Source organism: Kocuria sp. U4B, from assembly GCF_054875615.1.
The window spans coordinates 1,147,642-1,168,587 of sequence record NZ_CM142180.1; the positions used below are offsets into that span (position 1 = coordinate 1,147,642).

Annotated in this window: 24 protein-coding genes and 1 tRNA gene; 12 read left to right on the forward strand and 13 right to left on the reverse strand. The window is 74.0% G+C overall.

Annotated features, from left to right (window positions below; translation table 11 throughout):
• Positions 1-2 precede the first annotated feature (2 nt).
• The 4 genes from rplK to ACYSMR_RS05415 all read right to left on the reverse strand — a co-directional run bounded on the left by rplK (position 3) and on the right by ACYSMR_RS05415 (position 1,889).
• Positions 3-434: a 50S ribosomal protein L11 gene (gene rplK, locus ACYSMR_RS05400; protein WP_251332936.1), complete on the reverse strand. Its 432-nt coding sequence runs from the start codon at positions 432-434 to the stop codon at positions 3-5.
• 144 nt (positions 435-578) lie between these two features.
• Positions 579-1,322 (reverse strand): transcription termination/antitermination protein NusG, encoded by a 744-nt coding sequence (gene nusG, locus ACYSMR_RS05405; RefSeq protein WP_251332935.1) that lies wholly within the window; start codon positions 1,320-1,322, stop codon positions 579-581.
• Positions 1,323-1,404: 82 nt separating this feature from the next.
• Positions 1,405-1,683 carry a preprotein translocase subunit SecE gene (secE, locus tag ACYSMR_RS05410; RefSeq protein ID WP_251332934.1) on the reverse strand — a complete coding sequence of 93 codons (279 nt, stop codon included), beginning with the start codon at positions 1,681-1,683 and terminating at the stop codon, positions 1,405-1,407.
• A 133-nt stretch (positions 1,684-1,816) separates the two neighbouring features.
• Positions 1,817-1,889 (reverse strand) — tRNA-Trp (locus tag ACYSMR_RS05415).
• A gap of 285 nt (positions 1,890-2,174) precedes the next feature.
• Here ACYSMR_RS05415 and ACYSMR_RS05420 point away from each other — a divergent pair.
• Together ACYSMR_RS05420 and ACYSMR_RS05425 are read left to right on the forward strand one after the other, a co-directional pair.
• Entirely contained in the window at positions 2,175-3,380 is a 1,206-nt protein-coding gene (locus ACYSMR_RS05420) for a pyridoxal phosphate-dependent aminotransferase (protein ID WP_461747589.1), read from the forward strand.
• Complete coding sequence (locus ACYSMR_RS05425; RefSeq protein WP_251332932.1) at positions 3,377-3,703, forward strand: hypothetical protein; 327 nt, start codon at positions 3,377-3,379, stop codon at positions 3,701-3,703. Before ACYSMR_RS05420 ends, ACYSMR_RS05425 begins: the two co-directional genes overlap by 4 nt.
• Before the next feature lie 71 nt (positions 3,704-3,774).
• Here ACYSMR_RS05425 and ppk2 read toward each other — a convergent pair whose 3' ends face one another.
• Positions 3,775-4,686: a polyphosphate kinase 2 gene (gene ppk2 / locus ACYSMR_RS05430; protein WP_251332931.1), complete on the reverse strand. Its 912-nt coding sequence runs from the start codon at positions 4,684-4,686 to the stop codon at positions 3,775-3,777.
• A 221-nt stretch (positions 4,687-4,907) separates the two neighbouring features.
• Between ppk2 and ACYSMR_RS05435 the strand changes: the two genes are divergently transcribed.
• Positions 4,908-5,939, forward strand: coding sequence for a 6-phosphofructokinase (locus ACYSMR_RS05435; RefSeq protein WP_251332930.1), 1,032 nt, complete (start codon positions 4,908-4,910; stop codon positions 5,937-5,939).
• A 25-nt stretch (positions 5,940-5,964) separates the two neighbouring features.
• Here the strand turns inward: ACYSMR_RS05435 and ygfZ are convergent, their stop codons facing one another.
• The 3 genes from ygfZ to ACYSMR_RS05450 all read right to left on the reverse strand — a co-directional run bounded on the left by ygfZ (position 5,965) and on the right by ACYSMR_RS05450 (position 8,389).
• The gene (gene ygfZ / locus ACYSMR_RS05440; RefSeq protein ID WP_309125186.1) at positions 5,965-7,062 is read right to left on the reverse strand and encodes a CAF17-like 4Fe-4S cluster assembly/insertion protein YgfZ; all 1,098 of its coding nucleotides are present in this window, start codon (positions 7,060-7,062) and stop codon (positions 5,965-5,967) included.
• 4 nt (positions 7,063-7,066) lie between these two features.
• Entirely contained in the window at positions 7,067-7,666 is a 600-nt protein-coding gene (locus tag ACYSMR_RS05445) for a nitrobindin family protein (RefSeq protein ID WP_251332928.1), read from the reverse strand.
• A gap of 117 nt (positions 7,667-7,783) precedes the next feature.
• Positions 7,784-8,389: a hypothetical protein gene (locus tag ACYSMR_RS05450; RefSeq protein WP_251332927.1), complete on the reverse strand. Its 606-nt coding sequence runs from the start codon at positions 8,387-8,389 to the stop codon at positions 7,784-7,786.
• 201 nt (positions 8,390-8,590) lie between these two features.
• Here ACYSMR_RS05450 and ACYSMR_RS05455 point away from each other — a divergent pair, with 201 nt between their 5' ends.
• From ACYSMR_RS05455 to ACYSMR_RS05495, 9 genes are all read left to right on the forward strand, one after another.
• A complete protein-coding gene (locus tag ACYSMR_RS05455; RefSeq protein ID WP_251332926.1) occupies positions 8,591-9,274 on the forward strand; it encodes a response regulator transcription factor in 684 nt (227 codons plus the stop codon).
• Between the two features lie 64 nt (positions 9,275-9,338).
• Positions 9,339-10,280: a mycothiol synthase gene (mshD, locus tag ACYSMR_RS05460; protein ID WP_309125188.1), complete on the forward strand. Its 942-nt coding sequence runs from the start codon at positions 9,339-9,341 to the stop codon at positions 10,278-10,280.
• A 20-nt stretch (positions 10,281-10,300) separates the two neighbouring features.
• Positions 10,301-12,547 (forward strand): RNA degradosome polyphosphate kinase, encoded by a 2,247-nt coding sequence (locus ACYSMR_RS05465; protein WP_461747590.1) that lies wholly within the window; start codon positions 10,301-10,303, stop codon positions 12,545-12,547.
• Positions 12,548-12,639: 92 nt separating this feature from the next.
• Entirely contained in the window at positions 12,640-13,635 is a 996-nt protein-coding gene (locus ACYSMR_RS05470) for an NUDIX hydrolase (protein WP_461747591.1), read from the forward strand.
• A 31-nt stretch (positions 13,636-13,666) separates the two neighbouring features.
• On the forward strand, positions 13,667-14,503 hold the full coding sequence (locus ACYSMR_RS05475; RefSeq protein ID WP_461747592.1) for a thymidylate synthase: 837 nt from the start codon (positions 13,667-13,669) through the stop codon (positions 14,501-14,503).
• Complete coding sequence (locus tag ACYSMR_RS05480; protein WP_461747593.1) at positions 14,500-15,057, forward strand: dihydrofolate reductase; 558 nt, start codon at positions 14,500-14,502, stop codon at positions 15,055-15,057. Before ACYSMR_RS05475 ends, ACYSMR_RS05480 begins: the two co-directional genes overlap by 4 nt.
• An 82-nt stretch (positions 15,058-15,139) precedes the next feature.
• Positions 15,140-15,532 carry a GNAT family N-acetyltransferase gene (locus tag ACYSMR_RS05485; protein WP_461747594.1) on the forward strand — a complete coding sequence of 131 codons (393 nt, stop codon included), beginning with the start codon at positions 15,140-15,142 and terminating at the stop codon, positions 15,530-15,532.
• Between the two features lie 10 nt (positions 15,533-15,542).
• Entirely contained in the window at positions 15,543-16,691 is a 1,149-nt protein-coding gene (gene asd, locus ACYSMR_RS05490) for an aspartate-semialdehyde dehydrogenase (RefSeq protein ID WP_309126600.1), read from the forward strand.
• A 4-nt stretch (positions 16,692-16,695) separates the two neighbouring features.
• Positions 16,696-17,106 (forward strand): GntR family transcriptional regulator, encoded by a 411-nt coding sequence (locus ACYSMR_RS05495; protein ID WP_461747595.1) that lies wholly within the window; start codon positions 16,696-16,698, stop codon positions 17,104-17,106.
• A gap of 82 nt (positions 17,107-17,188) precedes the next feature.
• Here the strand turns inward: ACYSMR_RS05495 and ACYSMR_RS05500 are convergent, their stop codons facing one another.
• The 5 genes from ACYSMR_RS05500 to ACYSMR_RS05520 are packed head-to-tail and all read right to left on the reverse strand — an operon-like array spanning position 17,189 to position 20,881.
• Positions 17,189-17,584 carry a TIGR02611 family protein gene (locus ACYSMR_RS05500; RefSeq protein ID WP_251332917.1) on the reverse strand — a complete coding sequence of 132 codons (396 nt, stop codon included), beginning with the start codon at positions 17,582-17,584 and terminating at the stop codon, positions 17,189-17,191.
• A gap of 7 nt (positions 17,585-17,591) precedes the next feature.
• Positions 17,592-18,707 (reverse strand): UDP-N-acetylmuramate dehydrogenase, encoded by a 1,116-nt coding sequence (locus tag ACYSMR_RS05505; RefSeq protein WP_461747596.1) that lies wholly within the window; start codon positions 18,705-18,707, stop codon positions 17,592-17,594.
• Positions 18,708-18,717: 10 nt separating this feature from the next.
• Positions 18,718-19,947, reverse strand: a complete 1,230-nt coding sequence (locus tag ACYSMR_RS05510; protein WP_461747597.1) for an MFS transporter — start codon at positions 19,945-19,947, stop codon at positions 18,718-18,720.
• Entirely contained in the window at positions 19,944-20,429 is a 486-nt protein-coding gene (locus tag ACYSMR_RS05515; RefSeq protein ID WP_251332914.1) for a MaoC family dehydratase, read from the reverse strand. Before ACYSMR_RS05515 ends, ACYSMR_RS05510 begins: the two co-directional genes overlap by 4 nt.
• A gap of 2 nt (positions 20,430-20,431) precedes the next feature.
• Complete coding sequence (locus ACYSMR_RS05520) at positions 20,432-20,881, reverse strand: MaoC family dehydratase N-terminal domain-containing protein (RefSeq protein ID WP_251332913.1); 450 nt, start codon at positions 20,879-20,881, stop codon at positions 20,432-20,434.
• Positions 20,882-20,946 lie beyond the last annotated feature (65 nt).

A 20,946-nucleotide genomic window follows, 5' to 3' on the forward strand; every position in this document is an offset into this window, starting at 1 on the left:
GATCACTCGACCTCGATGCCCATGGAGCGGGCGGTGCCGGCGATGATCTTCGCCGCGGCGTCGATGTCGTTGGCGTTGAGGTCTTCCTTCTTGGTCTCGGCGATCTCCCGGACCTGGTCCATGGTGAGCTTGCCGACCTTCTGGGTGTGCGGGACACCGGAGCCCTTGGCGACGCCGGCGGCCTTCTTGATCAGCTGCGCGGCGGGCGGGGTCTTCGTGACGAAGGTGAAGGAGCGGTCCTCGTAGACCGTGATCTCCACGGGGATGATGTTGCCGCGCTGGGATTCCGTGGCCGCGTTGTAGGCCTTGCAGAATTCCATGATGTTGACGCCGTGCTGACCGAGAGCCGGACCCACGGGAGGCGCCGGGTTGGCGGCGCCTGCCTGGATCTGCAGCTTGATCAGGCCGGAGACCTTTTTCTTCTTGGGAGCCATGTGCTGGTCCTTCTCTTGCTGGACGTACCGGCGCACAGGAGCGTACGGCGGCGGGTGGCCGCCGTGGCGCGGCGGCCGGTCGGCCCCTCGGCGAAGCGTGCGCCGCGGAGGCCGGGACTGGTGGGCGGGCGGTGCCCGCGGGGGTCAGATCTTGGAGACCTGGTTGAAGCCGAGGGTCACGGGGGTCTCGCGCTCGAAGATCGACACGAGCACGACGAGCTGCTGGGACTCGACCTTGATCTCGGAGATCGTGGCGGGAAGGGTCTCGAACGGGCCCTCCTTGACGATCACGGACTCGCCGACCTCGAAGTCCACGTCGATCTGCGGCTGCGCGCTGGGCTGGGCCGCGGCCTCGGTGCCGGCGGGGGCCTCGAAGGTGGGGTTGAGCATCTCGAAGACCTCGTCGAGGCGCAGCGGGACGGGGTTGTACGCGTCCTGGCCGACGAAGCCGGTCACGCCGGGGGTGTGGCGCACGGCGCCCCACGAGGCGTCGGTGAGGTTCATCCGCACCAGCACGTAGCCCGGGATCCGCACGCGGCGGACGGTCTTGCGCTGGGCGTTCTTGATCTCGACGACCTCCTCCATCGGCACCTCGATCTGGAAGATGTCGTCCTCCATGTTGAGGGACTGGATGCGGGTCTCGAGGTTCGTCTTCACGCGGTTCTCGTAACCGGCGTAGGTGTGGATGACGTACCAGTCGCCCTCCTGCCGGCGCAGCTTGGCCTTGAACTCCTCGACGGGGTCCACGGCCGGCTCGGCGGCGTCCTGGGCGGGAGCCTCCTCGGCGCCGAGGTCCTGCTCGGGGGCCGCGGCCTCCGGGGCCTGCTCGTCGACGTCGGCCGCCGCCTCGGCGGTCTCGATGCCGTTGTCGAGCTCGTGCTCGGTCACTGGATCTCCCTGCTCTCTGTGGATGTCGTGCTCTGGTGTGCCGCGGCGCCCGGTCCGCGCCGGCCGGTGCACTCCCCGGGGGTCAGCCGCCGGCGGCGTCGCTCCCCTGCCCGAAGATCCACAGCGCGGCCTGCCCGAACGCGAGGTCCAGGACGGAGATGAGCACCATCATGAACGCGACGAACACGAGCACGACCAGCACGTAGTTGACGAGCTCGCGCCGGGTGGGGGTGACGACCTTCTTGAGCTCGCCCACCACCTGGCGCAGGAAGAGGAAGAGCCGCCCGAAGAGCCCGCGGGGGCTCTCGGCGTCCCGCCCCGAGGGCTGACCCGAGGCCTTGCCGGCGGTGGTCTGCGACATCGGCTCTCCCTGTGTGGACTCGTGCGTGCCGTGCGGCGACGCCGTCTCGCCCGGACGGCGGCACCGGTGCCCGGGCCGCCGCGGGCCGGGCCCGGCGCTCCACGGGGAGCGCCGGATCCGACCCGGACTGGAGCAGGGCAGACAGGACTCGAACCTGCAACCTGCGGTTTTGGAGACCGCTGCGCTACCAATTGCGCCACTGCCCTTCGTGCCTCGCGAGGGCTCCCGGCGTGCGCACGCCGGGGTCGATCGCTCGGACCCGGTCACCGACTCTACCATCCGGCCCCGCGGCAACGGCGCGGCCGGGCAGGCGTCGGCGACACCAGTGGACCATCCTAGGGGACGGGGGCGCGGGCGTGCAATCCGGGCCCGGCCCGGGCGCGGCGCCCCCGGCCCGTCCCGGGGGCCCCCGAGTAGCATGGGCCCCACGCCAGCCCACCTGCTCCCGCCCCGGCGGGACCCGCCCGTCCCCTTCCAGGAGGCCCCCGCTCATGACCTCACCCCGCATCTCCCGGCGCGTCGGCGCCATCGCAGAGTCCGCGACGCTCGCAGTGGACGCCAAGGCGAAGGCGCTCAAGGCCGCCGGCCGGCCCGTGATCGGCTTCGGGGCCGGGGAGCCCGACTTCCCCACCCCGCAGTACATCGTGGACGCCGCGGCGGCGGCCCTGCAGGACCCGGCGAACTTCCGGTACACCCCGGCCGCGGGCCTGCCCGAGCTGCGCCGGGCGGTCGCCGAGCAGACCGCCCGGGACGACGGGTACACGGTCGACCCGTCCCAGGTGCTCATCACCAACGGCGGCAAGCAGGCCGTCTTCCAGGCCTTCGCCACGGTCGTGGACGAGGGCGACGACGTGCTGCTGCCCGCCCCCTACTGGACCACCTACCCGGAGGCCGTCAAGCTCGCCGGCGGCAACCCCGTGGAGGTCTTCGCCGGCCCGGAGCTCGGCTACAAGGTGACGCCCGAGCTGCTGGAGGCCGCGTACACGGAGCGCACCAAGGCCCTGCTGTTCTGCTCCCCGTCCAACCCCACGGGCGCGGTGTACTCCCCCGAGGAGACCGCGGCCGTGGGCCGCTGGGCGGCCGGGAAGGGGATCTTCGTGCTCACCGACGAGATCTACCAGCACCTGACCTACGACGGCGTCCCGTTCACCTCGATCGCAGCCGCGGTCCCGGAGCTGGGCGAGAACGTGGTCGTCCTCAACGGCGTGGCCAAGACCTACGCCATGACCGGCTGGCGCGTGGGCTGGATGATCGGCGCCCCCGACGTCGTCAAGGCGGCCACGAACCTGCAGTCGCACCTGACCTCGAACGTCAACAACGTCGCCCAGCGCGCGGCGCTCGCGGCCGTGTCGGGCCCGCTCGACGAGGCGCACCGGATGCGGGAAGCCTTCGACCGCCGGCGCCGGGCCATGGTCGAGGCGCTCAACGCGATCGAGGGCGTGGAGTGCCCCGTCCCGACCGGGGCGTTCTACGCCTACGCGGACGTGCGCGGGCTGCTCGGCAAGCGCTTCGGCGACGCCGTGCCGCAGACCTCCGCGGAGCTCGCCGAGCTGATCCTGGAGCGGGCCGAGGTGGCCGTCGTGCCCGGTGAGGCGTTCGGCCCGTCCGGCTTCCTGCGCCTGTCCTACGCCCTGGGCGACGACGACCTCGCCGAGGGCCTGGGCCGGCTCCAGGACTTCCTGGGCGGCGCCGCGTGAGCGCGGCCACGACGGCCCTGGACGCCGTCCCCGCCTCCGCGGCCGTCACCGCGGGCCTGGTCGGCGGCTACGCGACCGCCCGCGCCACGGGCAACCGCCCCCTGGGCGGGGCCGTGCTGGCGGGCGCCGGGGCCGTGGCCGCGCACTCGTGGTGGCACCGGCGCGGGCCGGCCACGGCCGCCGCGCTCGGCGGGCTCTACGTCCTGGGCTTCGGGCTCTCCCACCCGCTGGCGAAGCGGATCGGCGCGTGGCCGTCCGTGCTCGCCGTCACCGCCGTCAACGCCGCCGCCGGCTGGGCCCTCGTGGACCGCGCCGGCCGCTGAGCCCGGACCCGGCCACGCACGACGCCGCCCGCCCCCGGCCGGGGGCGGGCGGCGTCGTCGGAGGCCGGGGCTCAGTCGCCCACGGCCTCCCGGCCGCGGCGCACCAGCAGCGGATCGGGGCCGTAGACCACGGAGGGGTCCTTGTCCTCGTAGTCGAACTGGTTCAGGAACCAGCGCATCGCGTTGAGCCGCGCCCGCTTCTTGTCGTTGGACTTGATGGTGATCCAGGGGGCGTGGTCGGTGTCGGTGCGCAGGAACATCTCCTCCTTCGCCTCCGTGTAGTCCTCCCACCGGTCCAGGGACGCCAGGTCCATGGGCGAGAGCTTCCAGCGCCGCACCGGGTCGATCTGGCGGATCGCGAAGCGGGTGCGCTGCTCGTGCTGGGTCACCGAGAACCAGAACTTGGTGAGGTGGATCCCGGAGTCCACCAGCATCTTCTCGAACACCGGGGCCTGCTCCATGAACCGGTGGTACTCGTCGTCGGTGCAGAAGCCCATCACCCGCTCCACGTTGGCGCGGTTGTACCAGGAGCGGTCGAACATCACGATCTCCCCCGCCGTGGGCAGGTGCTGGATGTAGCGCTGGAAGTACCACTGGCCGCGCTCGCGGTCCGAGGGCTTCGTCAGCGCCACCACCCGGGCCGCACGGGGGTTGAGGTGCTCGGTGAAGCGCTTGATGGTCCCGCCCTTGCCGGCGGCGTCGCGGCCCTCGAACACGATCACGTGCTTGAGGTCGTGGTCCTGGCCCCAGTACTGGAACTTCAGCAGCTCGATCTGCAGCTGGTACTTCTCCAGCTCGTAGTCCTCCCGGGACATCCGCTCCGGGTACGGGTAGTCCTCCCGCCAGGTCTCCACGGCGGAGCCCCCGGGGTCGATGAGGTCGGGGTCCGGGGACTGCCCGTCGCGCACCGTGTACCCCTCGTCCACCAGCTTGTCGATGAACTCGCGCAGGTTCTCCCGGACCGGCTCCATGTCCTCGGCCATCGCGGACCTCCTTCCGGCCCGGACGGGCCCTCCAGGGAAGTGTAGGCACGACGGGGCCGCGCGCGTGCTGGTCCGCCGCGGAGGCCGACTCACTAGACTGGCCGTGCCGGGTGCGCCCGGCACGGCCGGACCCGCACGACCCCGCCACCACGACCGCCACCCACGACCGGCGCCCACCCACCGGTGGCCCGCGCCCGGCGACCTCGGAGGAGACTGCACGGATGAAGATCGGACTGCTGACCAGCGGCGGGGACTGCCCCGGGCTCAACGCCGTGATCCGCGGCGCGGTGCTGCACGGGATCAAGACCTACGACCACGAGTTCGTCGGCTTCCGCGACGGCTGGCGCGGGGTGCTCGAGGGCGACATCATGGACCTGCCCCGCACCAAGGTCCGCGGCCTGGCACGGGAGGGCGGGACCATCCTGGGCACCTCCCGCACCAACCCCTTCGACGGGCCCCTCGGGGGCCCGGAGAAGATCTCGGTGATGCTCGAGCGCCACGCCGTCGACGCGATCGTGGCCATCGGCGGGGAGGGAACCCTGGCCGGGGCCAAGCGCCTGGCCGACGCCGGGCTGCCGGTGGTGGGGGTGCCCAAGACCATCGACAACGACCTGCAGGCCACCGACTACACCTTCGGCTTCGACACCGCCGTGCAGATCGCCACCGACGCCATGGACCGGCTGCGCACCACCGGGGAGTCCCACCACCGGTGCATGGTCGCCGAGGTCATGGGCCGCCACGTCGGGTGGATCGCCCTGCACTCGGGGATGTCCGCCGGGGCCCACGCGGTGCTGATCCCGGAGCAGTCGGTGTCCATGGAGCAGGTCTGCGAGTGGGTCTCGGAGGTCTACGAGCGCGGCCGGTCCCCGCTGGTGGTCGTGGCCGAGGGCTTCATCCCCGAGGGCTTCGACCAGGTGGTCGCCGAGAAGGGCGCGGAGGCCTCCGGCCGCCCGCGCCTGGGCGGGGTCGGGGAGTACGTCACCGAGGAGATCGAGCGGATGACCGGGATCGAGACCCGCAACACCACCCTGGGCCACATCCAGCGCGGCGGGGCCCCGACCGGCTTCGACCGGGTGCTGGCCACCCGCTTCGGGATGGCCGTGGTGGACCTGGTGCACCAGAAGCAGTGGGGCAAGATGGTCGCCCTGCGCGGCACCGACATGGTGCGGGTGGACTTCTCCGAGGCCCTCGACGGGCTCAAGACCGTGCCCCAGCACCGCTGGGACGAGGCCCGCGTCCTCTTCGGCCGCTGACGCGCCGCCCCGCGGGGCGCGGCTGCTACGGGCGCGTCCCGCGGGGCCCGCGCAGGAAGCCGTCCTGGCGGCGGCCGACGACCTGCCCGGCGTCGGGGGCCACGATCACCTGCTGCGCGGCGGCCCAGCGGTCCTCGCCGTCCGCGACCACGAGCGCGGCGGCGGGATCCACCGAGCGCTTGAGCACGGCCAGGGCGATGGGACCCTCCTCGTGGTGCAGCTGCACCGAGGTGACCCGCCCGACCGTGCGCTCCCCGGCGAGCACCGGGGAGCCCGCGGCCGGCAGCCCGTGCTCGGAGCCGTCGAGGTCGAGCAGGGCCAGGCGGCGCGGGGGGTGGCCGAGGTTGTGCACGCGCGCGACCGTCTCCTGGCCCTTGTAGCAGCCCTTGGCGAGGTGCACCGCGGTGCGCAGCAGGTCGAGCTCGTGCGGGATGGTCTTCTCGTCGGTCTCGGTGCCCCAGCGCGGGCGCCACGCGGCGATGCGCAGGGCCTCCGCGGCCCAGGAGCCCGCGAGCGGGAGGTCCTCGGTGATGCGGGCGAGGTCGGCGCGCGGCACGAGCCGCTCGTACCAGGTGCGCTCCTCCCCGGGGTGCGGACCGTCGAGCAGGGCGTAGCTCCACCCGCCGGGGGCCACCTGCGGCCAGGGGTCGCGCCAGGCGACGCCCTCGACGCCGGGCACGGGGCCGGTCGAGCCGAGCACGGCCCACTCGTCCGTGCGGTCGGCGATCTCGACGCGCAGGGCGAAGCGCATGGACTGCAGCCACGCGACCAGGGGGGCGGTCTCGTCGGCCTCCGTGAGGAGCCACGTGGTGGCGCCGTCGTCGACGACGTGCGGGGCGGTCTCGATGCGGCCCTGCACGGACAGGAAGAGGGTCTCGGTGCCGCGGCCGGGCTCGAGACCGGTGAGCACCTGGGAGGAGAGCGTGGTGAGCCAGCTGAGCCGGTCGGGACCGCCGACGGTGACGACGCCCTTGTGGGAGAGGTCCACCACGGTGCCGGGCACGCGCACGAGGGCGCGCTGCTCGCGCACCGGGTCGCCGTAGTGCGCGGCGACCCCGCGGTCGGGACCGGCGGCCTCGACGGCGCCGGGCCGGCCCAGGAGGGGTGAACGGTGCTCGCCCACGGGCTCAGCCCACCTTCTTGAGCTGGGCGGAGGCGTGCGTGGCCAGCGGTGCGCCGAAGGCGGCCATGTCCCACGCCCAGAAGAGGTCGCCGTGCACGAGTCCGTACATGCGGGTGGACGCGGCGTACTCCTTGGCCCCGCGGGCGCGGACCACGGCGTCGGTCGCGAGGTCGATCCGCGGGCCCTTGATCTGCCCGACGTAGAGCTCCGCGACGCCGCCGGGGTGGGTGAGGGTGACGAGGATGTCGAAGCCGCCGTCGGCGTTGCGCAGCCGCTCCACGTCCTCGGCGCCCTTGAGCACCGGCACGACGTCGGCCGGGAGCATCCCGGGGCCGACGTCGCCGTCCTCGAGCGTGCGGTCGATCTGCCAGAAGCCCTGCTCGACGGTGGCCGGGCGCATCGGCTGCCCCTCCTCGTCGAGGAGCGTCGCCTCCGCCCGGTACTGCAGGAACGGCAGGCCGTTCTGCTCGAACGTCACGCGCTGGCGGAAGGGTCTCTGCTCGGCCTCGCCGTAGCCCAGGAAGCCGTCACCCTCCCACTCGCCCAGCAACCAGGCGAAGGGGACGAGCTCGGGGGTCAGATCCGAGGGGATCTCGATCGGCACGGAACTAGTGCTGGCCCTTGAACAGACCGGTGATCACCTTCCAGGAGATCCCGAGGATGAACAGGCCGGCGATCCCCAGCAGGACGAGGTAGAAGATCTCGAGTGCAAGCATGGTCCCTAAGCTACCACGGTGCTCACCAGCCGGGCCGTGAAGAGCGCCCCCACGCCGAGGAACGCCACGGGGCTCACGCCCAGGGCCACGACCCCCCGCTTCGGGGAGCGCTTCGGGGCGGCCGCGATCACGCGGGCGCCCACCAGGGCCACCACCCCGGCGAGGACCGCGCCCACCACGACGAGCAGCCGCGGGTCCGCGCCGCTGGCCCGGTAGTCCTCCGCCAGGGCGATCCACCCGGAGGAGCTGACGGCCGCGAGCATCCCCGCCGTCGAGGCGACCGCGGACTCCAGCCGGTGCCCGGCGCCCTCGCCGCGGGCGAGCTCGGCGGCGAACACGGTCATCAGGGCCACGCCCACCACCGCGGGCAGCCACACGAGCTGCTGTCCCGGTCCGAGCTGGACGACCGCCGCCGCGACGATCCCGGCGGCGCTCATGATGACGGTGTGCCGGTGCCGGGCGGCGATGCCGGTGGCCGCGGGCCACCCCACGCCGATCACCACGGACATGCCGACGGCCAGCAGCAGCGGGGCGGGCGGACCGACCACGACCGCGGTGAGGCCCGCCGCGAGGCTGAGCACGCTGCAGGCGGCGATCATGGCGTATCTCATGGGGCGGATGTTCCTGCACTGGTCGGGGTCGGGGCCGGTGTCCGGGGACGGGGCACGGGGCCGGACACGTGCAACGATAGCCGCTCGCCCCGCGGGAGCTCCCGGGGCGACGCTCCCGCGCCGCGCCGCGCCCGCGCGGGGCGACGGGACCCGGGACTTATACTGACAGCTCAGTCCGTACGCAAGAGTGGAGAAGTCTGAGTGTTCCAGATCCTGATGCTGACCGACGCGGACGGACCTTCGGCATCGGTGCTGCCGGCCCTCGACCTGCTCAACCACAAGGTGGCCGTCGCGCCCACGCGCACGGCCTCGGGCAGCCTCGACGGGCACGAGCCCGACGTGGTCGTCCTGGACGGCCGCACGGATCTGATCACCGCCCGCAACCTCGCCCAGCTGCTCACGGCGAAGGGCCTGGCGGCCCCGCTGCTCATGGTGCTCACGGAGGGCGGGATGGCGGCGGTGGCCGCCAACTGGATGGTCGACGACGTCGTGCTCGACACCGCCGGGCCCGCCGAGGTCGAGGCCCGCCTGCGCCTGGCCTCCTCGCGCACCGCCGAGGAGCCGGAGGACGACACGCGGATCCGCGTGGGCTCCGTGGTCATCGACGACGCCGCCTACTCCGCCCACGTCAACGGCCACCCCCTGAACCTGACGTACAAGGAGTTCGAGCTGCTGAAGTTCCTGGCCCAGCACGCCGGCCGCGTCTTCACCCGCGCCCAGCTGCTGAGCGAGGTCTGGGGCTACGACTACTACGGCGGCACCCGCACGGTGGACGTGCACGTGCGGCGGCTGCGCGCCAAGCTGGGCGCCGACCACGAGCACCTGATCACCACGGTGCGTAACGTGGGCTACAGCTTCACCACGGGCCGCGGCCGGGAGGACTGACCCGCCCGTCCGCCCCGTCCGCCCCGTCCCGCCGCACCGCCCGCCCCGTCCTGCAGGAGGCCCCATGTCCCGGTCCGCGCCGTACGTCCTGGAGCGCCCCGCCGCGCCGCCGGTCGAGGAGATCACCGCGCTCGCGTCCCGCGCCGCCGCCGCCGACGGCGACCCGCCCTTCTCCGACCAGACGCTCGTGGACCTGCGGGCCGCCGGCGACCGGGTGCGCACCGTCCTCGCCCGCTCCTCCGAGGGGGAGCTCGTGGGGGCGGCCGTGCGCGTGCGCGAGCCGGACGAGGACGGTGCCCCCTCGCACCTGCTGGAACTGGTCGTGGACCCCGCCCACCGCCGCCGCGGGGTCGGCGGGTCCCTGGCCGCCGCGCAGGCCGAGGACCTCGCCGGGACGGTGCACGCGTGGGCGCACGGCGGCCACCCCGGCGCGGTGGCGCTGGCCGCCCGCCACGGGCTGGCCCCCGTCCGGGACCTGCACCGGCTGCTGCGCCCGCTGCGGGGCGCGGAGGACGTCCCCCTGCCGGAGACGATGCCCGCCGGCTTCCGGCTGCGGGCCTTCGAGCCCGGCCGCGACGAGCAGGAGTGGCTGCGGGTCAACGCGGCCGCGTTCGCCGCGCACCCCGAGCAGGGCCGGATGAGCCTCGAGGACCTGCGGCAGCGGGAGGCCGAGCCCTGGTTCGACCCCGCGGGCTTCCTCCTGGCCGTCCCGGAGGCGGAGCCCGCGAGGGTGGCCGGTTTCCACTGGACCAAGGTCCACCCCGGAGACGGCGAGCACGCGGCGCTGGGCGAGGTCTACGCCGTCGGCATCGCCCCGGAGCACCAGGGCACCGGCCTGGGCCGGGCGCTGACGGCCGCGGGCGTCAACCACCTCGCGGCGCAGGGCCTGGCCGAGGTCATGCTCTACGTGGACGGGGACAACACCCCGGCCATGCGCCTCTACGAGCGCCTCGGCTTCCGCCCGTGGCACCTCGACGTCATGTACGCCGGCACCGTCACCCCCTGACCCGACCAGACAGGACCGTCATGACCACGAAGCAGCAGGAAAGCCCGGAGCCCGCGCCCGCCCCGGAGACCCCGGGCGCCGCGCGGGCGTCAGCGACCGGGCCCGGAGGGGCCCACGGGGACCGGGACCGGATCGGCGACCCCGTCCCCGCCGTCCCGCAGGTCCTCGAGGGCATGCACGGCTCCGAGCGCTTCCTGGACCGCGAGGCCAGCTGGATCGCGTTCAACTCCCGGGTCCTGGAGCTCGCCGAGGACCCGGAGCTCCACCTGCTGGAGCGGGTGCAGTTCCTGTCCATCGTGGCCTCCAACCTGGACGAGTTCTTCATGGTCCGGGTCGCCGGGCTGAAGCGGCGGATCGCCACGGGCATCGCCCGCCCGGCCGCCTCCGGGCTCTCCCCCGCGGAGCAGATGGAGGCGATCAGCCTCCGCGCCCACGAGCTCCAGGACCGCCACGCGCGCGCCTTCCACGAGCTGGTGCGCCCGGAGCTGGCCCGCGAGAGCATCCACCTGGTCGGCTGGGGCGACCTCGACGCCGCCACCCGGGAGCGGATCACCCGGGACTTCCACCAGCGGGTCTTCCCGATCCTCACCCCGCTGGCCGTGGACCCGGCCCACCCGTTCCCGTACATCTCGGGGCTCAGCCTCAACCTCGCCGTGATGGTGCGCAACCCGCAGTCCGGCAAGCGGCTCTTCGCCCGCGTCAAGGTCCCGGACCAGCTGCCGCGGCTGCTGTCCGTGGACGGCCCGCGGGCCCGGCACGCGCCGGGCCAGGAGGCTCGGTTCATCCCGCTGGAGGACGTGATCGCCCAGCACCTGGACGACCTGTTCCCGGGGATGGACGTCGAGGAGCACCAGGTCTTCCGCGTCACCCGCAACGAGGACCTGGAGGTCGAGGAGGACGACGCCGAGAACCTCCTGCAGGCCCTCGAGAAGGAGCTGCTGCGCCGCCGCTTCGGCCCGGCCGTGCGGCTCGAGGTCACCGACAGCATCAGCGGGGAGGTCCTGGAGCTGCTGGTGTCCGAGCTGGGCATCGACGAGTCCGAGATCTACCGGCTCCCGGCCCCCCTGGACCTGCGGGGCCTGGGCGTGATCGCCGGGATCGACCGCCCGGAGCTGCACTACCCGCGCCACGTGGCCCACACCTCCCGCTACCTCAACGCGGCGGAGACCGCGAAGGCCGCCGACGTCTTCGCCGCGACCCGCGCCCGCGACGTGCTGCTGCACCACCCCTACGACTCCTTCGCCACGAGCGTGCAGGCGTTCCTGGAGCAGGCCGCGGCGGACCCGAAGGTGCAGGCGATCAAGCAGACCCTCTACCGCACCTCGGGCGACTCCCCCATCGTGGACGCCCTCATCGACGCGGCCGAGGCCGGCAAGCAGGTCCTCGCCCTGGTGGAGATCAAGGCCCGCTTCGACGAGCAGGCCAACATCACATGGGCCCGCAAGCTCGAGCAGGCCGGGGTGCACGTGGTCTACGGCATCGTGGGGCTGAAGACCCACTGCAAGCTCTCGCTCGTGGTGCGCCAGGAGGAGCACGGGCTGCGCCGCTACGTGCACATCGGCACCGGCAACTACCATCCCTCCACCGCGCGCTTCTACGAGGACCTGGGGCTGCTCACCTGCGACCCGGAGGTCGGGGAGGACGTCTCGAGGCTGTTCAACCAGCTCTCCGGCTACGCCCCGAAGACCGAGTTCCAGCGCCTGCTCGTGGCCCCGCGCTCGGTGCGCTCCGGGCTGGTGGGCCTCGTGGAGGCGGAGATCCGCAACCACCGGGCGGGCCGTCCGGCCCGGATCCAGCTCAAGTGCAACTCGATCGTGGACGAGGCGGTGATCGACGCCCTCTACCGGGCCTCGCAGGCCGGGGTGCCGGTCGACGTCGTGGTCCGGGGCATCTGCGCCCTGCGCCCCGGGGTCCCGGGGCTGAGCGAGACGATCCGCGTGCGCTCGGTGCTGGGCCGGTTCCTGGAGCACTCCCGCATGTTCACGTTCTGCAACGCGGGCGATCCCCTGGTCTACATCGGCTCCGCGGACATGATGCACCGCAACCTGGACCGCCGCGTGGAGACGCTGGTGCGGATCACGGACCCGCACCAGGCCGCGGCGCTGGTGCGGATGCTCGAGCGCTACGTCTCGGACGCCACGAGCAGCTGGCACCTGGACGCGCACGGCGAGTGGACCCGCCACCACCGGGACGCCGAGGGGCGGCCCCTGGAGGACATCCAGGACTACCTGCTGCGCAGCCGGGCCACCGGGCTGCGGACCCTCTGAGCACCGGTACCATCGTGGGGGCGCGACCCGCCGGCCCCGGCCGCGGGTCCGCGCCCGCCCACGCACCACGGACAGGGGACGAGAGAGCCGCCATGCCCAAGACCGCCCAGAAGAGCACCGAGAAGAGCACCGAGAAGAGCAGCGAGAAGCCCACCGGCCGGGGCTCCGCGGACGTCCTCGCGGCCGGGTGCCTGTGCTGGCGGCGGGCGGGCGACGGCGTGGAGGTGCTCCTCATCCACCGGCCCCGCTACGACGACTGGTCCTTCCCGAAGGGCAAGCAGGACACTGGGGAGACCCTGCCGGAGACCGCCTACCGGGAGGTGCAGGAGGAGATCGGGCTGCTCGCCCGGCTCGGCGTGCCCCTGCCCACCATCCGCTACGAGGTCAAGGACGGGGTCAAGGACGTGCACTACTGGGCCGCGGAGTTCGGCCCCGGGGCGCGCCCGACGCCGGACGGCCGGGAGGTCGACGAGGTCCGCTGGGTGAGCCCCGACGAGGCGCGGCGGATGCTCACCAACCGCTCCGACCGCGAGCCCCTGGCCGCGCTCGTCGAGCTGCACGGGCGCGGTGACCTGGCCACCCGCCCGGCGATCGTGGTGCGCCACGCCAAGGCGAAGCCGCGCTCCGCGTGGTCCCGCGCCGAGGGCGACCGCCCGCTGGCCGCGACGGGCAAGCGCCAGGCCCTCGCCGTGACCCGCCTGCTCCAGGTCTGGTCCCCGGAGCGCGTGATCACCTCGCCGTGGCTGCGGTGCCTGTCCACCGTCGTGCCCTACGCCCGCAAGGCCGGCGTGAAGGTGCGCGAGCGCCCCCAGCTGACCGAGGCCGCGCACAAGCGCCACCCCCGGCGGGCGGCCGCCGTGGTGGAGACGATGTTCGACAAGGACGCGCCCGTGGCCCTGTGCACCCACCGCCCGGTGCTGCCCACGGTGCTCAAGGTCCTCGCCCGGCACATGCCCCACGAGCTCGCCGGGCAGCTCCCCGCCAAGGACCCGTACCTGTCCCCCGGGGAGATGATCGTCCTGCAGGTCGCCCGCCGGGACCGCCGGCGCGTGGTCTCCGTGGAGCTCGTGAAGCCGTACGACGACTGACCACCCACGACCCCCTCCCGAGGAGTCCCCGATGACCGTCCCCTCCCGCGCGCCCGTGCCGACCCCCTACGAGGACCTCCTGCGCGAGGTCCTCGCCGAGGGCGTGCACAAGGCCGACCGCACGGGCACCGGCACCCGCAGCGTGTTCGGCCGCCAGATCCGCTTCGACCTCGCCGAGTCCTTCCCGCTGCTGACCACCAAGCGGGTGCACTTCAAGTCCCTGGCCCTCGAGCTGCTGTGGTTCCTGCGCGGGGACTCGAACGTGCGCTGGCTGCAGGAGCGCGGCGTGTCCATCTGGGACGAGTGGGCCGACGAGAACGGGGAGCTCGGGCCCGTCTACGGCGTGCAGTGGCGGTCCTGGCCCACCCCCGGCGGCGGGTCGATCGATCAGATCGCCAAGGTCGTGGAGTCGATCCGCACGAACCCCGAGTCCCGCCGCCACGTGGTGACCGCCTGGAACCCCGCCGAGGTGGACGAGATGGCCCTGCCGCCGTGCCACGCCCTGTTCCAGTTCTACGTCGAGCCCCGGCCCGAGGGCCCGGGGCGGCTCTCGTGCCAGCTCTACCAGCGCTCGGCGGACATGTTCCTGGGCGTGCCGTTCAACATCGCCTCCTACGCCCTGCTCACGGTGATGGTGGCCCAGCAGACGGACCTGCTGCCCGGGGAGTTCGTGTGGACCGGTGGCGACTGCCACGTCTACGACAACCACCTGGACCAGGTCGTGGAGCAGCTCTCGCGCGAGCCCTTCCCCTACCCCCGGCTGCGCCTGGCGCGGCGGCCGGCGTCGGTCTTCGACTACGAGTACGAGGACTTCGAGGTCCTCGACTACCGCCACCACCCCGCGATCAAGGCCCCGGTGGCGGTGTGAGCGCCGGCGGGCAGCGCCCGGCGGACCGGCCCGTGATCGGCGCGATCTGGGCGCAGACCACGAACGGGGTCATCGGCCGGGACGGCGGGATGCCCTGGTCCCTGCCCGAGGACATGGCCTTCTTCCGGCGCACGACGACGGGCCACCCCGTGATTATGGGCCGGCGCACCTGGGAGTCCTTCCCCGAGCGGTTCCGCCCGCTGCCCGGGCGCACCAACATCGTCGTCACCTCCGCCCCGGAGCGGGTCACGGCCGGCGCGGCCCCCGGCGCCGTGCTGACCGCCGCCTCCTGGGCGCAGGCCGTGGAGCTCGCGCTGGACAGCCCCGGGGCGGAGCGGATCTGGGTGATCGGCGGCGGGGAGCTCTACCGGCACGCCCTCGCGGACCCCGGGCACCCCGTGACGGAGGCCCTCGTGACGGTCATCGACCTGGACACCGACGGCGACACCCACGCCCCCGGGCTCGGCGGGGAGTGGGCCGCGGAGCCGGTCGTGGCGCCGTCGGTCTCCCGCACCGGGCTGGGCTACCGCATCGACCGGCGCACCCGCCGCTGAGCCCGGGGCCGGGGGCGGGGCGCTGTTCCGTCCGCGGGGGCCCTTCGGTAGCGTGAGCCCCACCACGAGCAGGAGGCCGACCGTGACCCAGCAGCACCCCCAGCCGCAGATCCACGACGACCCGCGGCTGCGCGTCGTCGACAACGCCGACCGGGAGCGCTACGAGCTGTGGCGCGGGGAGGACTTCGTGGGCTTCGAGGAGTACGAGAAGCGCCCGGACGGCACGGTGGAGCTGCGCAACACGATCATCGGCGAGCGGTTCGGCCGGCAGGGCTACGCCCGGACCCTGGTCACGATGCTCCTGGACCGCTTCCGCGAGGAGGGCGTGCCCGTGCGCCCCGTCTGCCCCTACGTCCAGGACTACCTGCACCGCTTTCCGCAGTACCAGCAGCTGATGGCCCCCGGTGTGGAGCTGCCCCCGGTCCAGTACGTGAAGGAGAAGCGCCGGCGCCGGCTGTCATTCCGCGCCCGCTAGACTGGGGGCCATGACTTTTCGCTCGGGTGATTCGGTAGGGTTCGTCGGCTGGCGGGGCATGGTGGGCTCCGTGCTGATGCAGCGCATGCAGGAGGAGGGGGACTTCGCGGGCATCGCCCCCGTCTTCTTCTCCACCTCGAGCGCGGGCCGGCCGGCCCCCTCCTTCCCCGGCGCCGGGGACACCGGCACGCTGCAGGACGCCCACGACCTCGAGGCCCTCGCCAAGCTGCCGATCGTCGTCACCGCCCAGGGCGGGGACTACACCAAGGACGTGCACGGGAGGCTGCGCGCCGCCGGGTGGGACGGGCTGTGGATCGACGCCGCGTCCACCCTGCGGATGAACGACGACGCCATCATCGTGCTGGACCCCGTCAACCGCGACGTCATCGACGCGGGCCTCGCCCGCGGCGTGAAGGACTTCGTGGGCGGCAACTGCACCGTCTCCTGCCTGCTCATGGGCCTCGGCGGGCTGTTCCGCAATGACCTCGTCGAGTGGGCGACGTCCATGACCTACCAGGCGGCCTCCGGCGGCGGGGCCCGGCACATGCGGGAGGTCCTGCGGCAGTTCGGCGACCTCCACGGCGTGGTGGCCGACGAGCTCGCCGACCCCGCCTCCGCGATCCTCGACATCGACCGCCGGGTGCTCGAGACCCAGCGCGGCGACGCCCTGGACTCCTCGATGTTCGGCGTGCCCCTCTCCGGCTCCCTCATCCCCTGGATCGACGCGGACCTCGGCAACGGGCAGTCCCGCGAGGAGTGGAAGGCCGCCGCGGAGACCAACAAGATCCTGGGCCGCACCGACGAGTACGCCCAGGACTGGGTGCCCATGGACGGGCTGTGCGTGCGCATCGCCACGATGCGCTCCCACTCCCAGGCCCTGACGGTCAAGCTGCGCGAGGACCTGCCGGTCGAGGAGATCGAGCGGCTCATCGACGCCGACAACGAGTGGGCCACCGTGGTGCCCAACACCAAGGAGGACTCGATGCGGGACCTTACCCCCGTGGCGACCTCCGGGACCCTGCGCATCCCCGTGGGCCGGATCCGCAAGCTGTCCATGGGGCCGGGCTACATCAGCGCCTTCACCATCGGCGACCAGCTGCTGTGGGGGGCGGCGGAGCCGCTGCGCCGCATGCTGCGGATCGCCACCGGCACCCTCTGACCCCGTGAGCGACAGCCCCGGCAACGACCGTCCCGTGGACGGCCCCGCGCTCCCGCCGGGGCTCGCGGTCGACCCCGCCGACCCGCACCCGCCGTACGAGCAGATCAAGCGCGCCGTGCTGCGCGGGCGGGAGGACGGCGGCCTGCCCGCCGGCACGCGGCTCCCGCCGGTGCGCCGGCTCGCGGACGGGCTCGGCCTGGCCGCCAGCACGGTGGCCAAGGCGTACCGCGAGCTCGAGGCCGCCGGCGTGATCGAGACCCGGGGCCGGCAGGGCAGCTTCGTGCGGGCCGCGGACCGGACCGAGGACCTGGCCGTGCAGGCCGCCGAGCGCTACGCCGCCGAGGCCCGCGCCCTCGGGCTGGCCCCCGACCGCGCGGTCGCGCTCGTGGCGGCCGTGCTGGGCCGCCGCGCCTGAACCGCCCCGCCTGGCCCCGCCTCGGTCGGATCCGCTCCGTCCGCCCGGGGCGCCGCAGAGCGCCCCGGGCGGACGGCGGGCGTCAGGGGCGGGTGGCGCGCAGGTGGCGCGGCCCGGGCACGAGGTCGCCGGGCCCCGCGAGGGCGCGGCGGTGGCGCCGCTCGTCCAGCAGGTGCTGCGACCGGCGCCACCAGCTCATCACCTGGCGCTTGGCCCACCGGTTGAGCCGGCGCGCCCAGTGGAACTCGGTGCCCAGGATGCCGAGGCCCAGGAAGATCGCGAGCCACCCCGGGCCGGGGAGCACGAGCATCGCGATCCCCAGCAGCACGAAGAGCACGCCCAGCACCGTGACGACCGTCTTGTAGACGACGCGCAGCACGGGGTGGTGGACGGTCCAGCGCCGGAAGCGCGCGAGCCACCGGTGCATCCGCCCCTGGGTCCGCTCCCCCTGGGCGATCTCCTCCTCGAGGCTGCTCACGGCCGCCTCAGACCGCCGTGCCCACGATGACCGGCTCGGCGACGAGGTCCACCCCGTAGACGGAGGCGACGCCGTCGCGCACGGTCCGGGCCAGGAGCATGAGGTCCTCCGCGGAGGCCCCGCCCCGGTTGGTCAGCGCGAGCGTGTGCTTGGTGGACAGCGACGCCCGGCCGCCGGCGACCGCGGCGCCGTCGAGGCCCAGGACCTCGTTGCGGGTCCCGGGCAGCCCGAAGCCCTTGCCGAACCCGGCGTGGTCGATCAGCCACGCGGCGGAGAGCTTCACCCGGTCCTCGAGCAGGCGCCCGGCGGCGTCCGCGACGGGGAAGCGGGGGGCGTCGGCGGGGACCCGGTCCCCCAGCAGGTCCGCGGGCAGGATCGGGTTCGTGAAGAACGAGCCGGTGCTGTAGGTGTCCCGGTCGGCGGGGTCGAGGACCATGCCCTTGCCCGTGCGCAGGGCCAGGACGGTGTCCCGCACCGCGGCCAGCGGGGCGCGCTCCCCCACCGCGACGCCCAGGCGCCGGGCGAGCTCGGCGTAGCGCACCGGGGCGCTCTCGGCGCCCCGTGCGAGCCGGAAGCGCACGGCGAGGACCACGAACCGGGGCGAGCCCTCCACGGTGGTGCGCTTGAGCACCGAGTCCCGGTAGGAGAACGCCAGCTCGGCGGGCATGAACTCGCGCACGCGCGCTTCGTGCCGGTCCCAGGCGCGCACGAGCTCGACGGTCTGCGCCACCTCCTGGCCGTAGGCCCCGACGTTCTGCACGGGGGTGGCCCCGGTCGTGCCGGGGATCCCGGAGAGCGCCTCGATGCCCACCAGGCCCTGCGCCACGGCGGCGGCGACGAGGTCGTCCCACGGGTGGCCGGCCTGGACCTCCAGGACCGCGGCCCCGGGCTCCTCGGCCACGACGTCGGCGCCCCGGGAGGCCACGTGCACGACGGTGCCCGCGAAGCCGGCGTCGGCCGCGATGAGGTTCGAGCCCCCGCCCACGACCAGCACGGGGCGGCCTTCGGCGTCGGCGGCCGCGACGGCGTCGACGACGTCCTGCTCGGCGTCCGCGCGCACGTAGTAGTGGGCGGGTCCGCCCACGGCGGCCGTGGTGAGCTCTGCGATGCGAGGGGAGTCCATGGCCGCCAGTTTATCGGCCGCGGCCGGTCGGCCGGTGCGCCGTCGCCGGCGCGCGCAGGGCGGGGACGAGCAGCAGGGACACGACGACGAGCGCCGCGACGGCGGCCAGGGCGTACCGCACGCCGACGGCCTCCCCGAGCAGGCCCAGCAGCGGCGGCCCGCCCAGGAACGCCCCGTAGCCCAGGGTGGAGACCACGGAGACGTTGGCCGCGGCGTTGTGGCGGTCGTCCGAGGCCGCGGACATGCCCACGGGGAAGCCGAGGGAGGCGCCGAGGCCCCACAGGAACAGACCCGCGATCCCCAGTTCCAGCCACGGGGAGACGATGAAGACAGCCAGGCCCACAAGGGCCAGCGAGCACGCCGCGCGCAGGATGGCGACCCGCCCGAACCGGTCGAGCAGCGGCGTCCCGGCGAGCCGGCCCGTGGTCATGGCGGCGACGAAGACCCCGTAGCCGACCGCGCCGAGCGCCTCGCTCGTGCCGTAGCCGGTGGTCAGGGCGAGGGCCACCCAGTCGTTGGCGGCGCCCTCCGCGAGGGCCACGCCGAGGGTGAAGACGCCGATGAGGACGGTCCGCGGATCGCGCCACGCCGCCCGCATCCCCCGGGCGGGGCGGTCCGCCGCCAGCGCCGCGAGGTCGATCGAGCCGGTGTCCGTCCGGGGCTCCTCCGGCCGGACCCGGGTGCCCTCGCCGCGCAGGAACGGCAGGGAGCCCCACACCAGGGCAAGGACCACCGCGGCCATGCCGCCGACGTGCCACACGACCGGCACGCGCGCGGCGGAGGCCAGGGCGCCGACGGCGGCGCCGAGCACGGTGCCGATCGAGAAGAACGCGTGCATCACGGGCATGACGTGCTTGCCCAGCCCGCTCTCGAGCGCTGCGCCCTCCACGTTGGCGGCCACGTTCCAGGTGGCCGACCCGAGACCGAACAGCAGCATCCCGGCGACCGTCACCGGCAGCGACGCGAACACGGACACGCCGAGGCCGATCAGCACGAGCCCGGCCACGACGACCGCCGACGTCAGCCGCAGGGTCAGGGACGCGCCGAGGCGCAGCACGGTCATCCCGGACGTGGAGACGGAGACGAAGGCGGCGACGGTCTGGGTGAGCAGCACGGCGCCCAGCGTGGCCGGGGACAGCCCGAGAGCGTCCGCGATGGCGGGCAGGCGGGTCAGCCAGGCGGAGACCGCGAGCCCCGATGCCAGGTACCCGGCGAGGACGGCGTTGCGCCAGGCCCTCACGCCAGCCGCACCACGGCCTGGGCCTTGACCAGCACCTTGAGGGGTGCCGCCGTCGCCGGGTCGGCGCCGGGGGCGGAGAGGTCGGGGGCCGTCACCGTGAGGTCGACGCGCGCGGTGCGCGCCGCGTCGTCGAGCGCACCGATCCTCCCGGAGACCGTCAGGGCCGTGGAGGGCTCCACCGCGGTGCCGTACCGGTTGGGCACGACGACCGGCTTGGTGAAACGGGTCTGGTAGTCGACGACGGCGCCCGGGTCGCCCGCCCAGTCGACGACGAGCTGGACGGCGGCGCCCATCGTGAGCATGCCGTGGGCGATGACGTCGGGCAGGTCCACGGAGCGGGCGAACTCCTCGTTCCAGTGGATCGGGTTGAGGTCCCCGGACGCGCCCGCGTACCTCACGAGGTCCGCCCGGGAGAGCTCGATGCGGCGCTCGCCGATGTCCTGGCCCTTCTCGAGGCCGTCGAAGGCAATGGTGGTGTGCACGGTCACTGGTCCTCTCCGCGTACCAGCAGGGACGAGACGGTGGTGGCGACCGGCTCCCCGGCCACGGTGCTGATCTCGGCGCGCGAGGTGATCATCGCCCCGGAGCCCATCGCGCGGACCTGGTCCACGTGCAGCTCGGCCACGAGCTCGTCGCCGGCGACGATCGGGCGGTGGTGGGTGAAGCGCTGGTCGGCGTGGACCACGCGCGAGAAGTCGATGCCGGCCTCGGGGTCGGCGATCAGCGCCGCGTCGGCGCGCTGGGCCACGACGATCGCGAAGGTGGGGGGTGCGACGAGGTCCGCGTGGCCGAGGGCGCGGGCGGCGTCGACGTCGTGGTGCGCGGCGTGGCCGGCCTGCACGGCGCGGGCGAACTCGCGGATCGCCTCCCGGCCGACGCTGTAGGTCTCGGCCGGCGGGTACGTCCGCCCGACCAGGTCGGGGTTGACGGGCATGGCAGCTCCTCGGGGACGGGGCCGCCCGCCGGGCGGCGGGCGCCCGACCAGTCTACGGCGGAGCC

Coding starts and splice junctions, on each gene's coding strand:
- rplK (WP_251332936.1), bottom strand. CDS start 434: ATGGCTCCCAAGAAGAAAAAGGTCTCCGGCCTGATCAAGCTGCAGATC.
- secE (WP_251332934.1), bottom strand. CDS start 1,683: ATGTCGCAGACCACCGCCGGCAAGGCCTCGGGTCAGCCCTCGGGGCGG.
- ACYSMR_RS05420 (WP_461747589.1), top strand. CDS start 2,175: ATGACCTCACCCCGCATCTCCCGGCGCGTCGGCGCCATCGCAGAGTCC.
- ppk2 (WP_251332931.1), bottom strand. CDS start 4,686: ATGGCCGAGGACATGGAGCCGGTCCGGGAGAACCTGCGCGAGTTCATC.
- ACYSMR_RS05435 (WP_251332930.1), top strand. CDS start 4,908: ATGAAGATCGGACTGCTGACCAGCGGCGGGGACTGCCCCGGGCTCAAC.
- ACYSMR_RS05450 (WP_251332927.1), bottom strand. CDS start 8,389: ATGAGATACGCCATGATCGCCGCCTGCAGCGTGCTCAGCCTCGCGGCG.
- mshD (WP_309125188.1), top strand. CDS start 9,339: ATGTCCCGGTCCGCGCCGTACGTCCTGGAGCGCCCCGCCGCGCCGCCG.
- ACYSMR_RS05465 (WP_461747590.1), top strand. CDS start 10,301: ATGACCACGAAGCAGCAGGAAAGCCCGGAGCCCGCGCCCGCCCCGGAG.
- ACYSMR_RS05470 (WP_461747591.1), top strand. CDS start 12,640: ATGCCCAAGACCGCCCAGAAGAGCACCGAGAAGAGCACCGAGAAGAGC.
- ACYSMR_RS05475 (WP_461747592.1), top strand. CDS start 13,667: ATGACCGTCCCCTCCCGCGCGCCCGTGCCGACCCCCTACGAGGACCTC.
- asd (WP_309126600.1), top strand. CDS start 15,543: ATGACTTTTCGCTCGGGTGATTCGGTAGGGTTCGTCGGCTGGCGGGGC.
- ACYSMR_RS05505 (WP_461747596.1), bottom strand. CDS start 18,707: ATGGACTCCCCTCGCATCGCAGAGCTCACCACGGCCGCCGTGGGCGGA.
- ACYSMR_RS05520 (WP_251332913.1), bottom strand. CDS start 20,881: ATGCCCGTCAACCCCGACCTGGTCGGGCGGACGTACCCGCCGGCCGAG.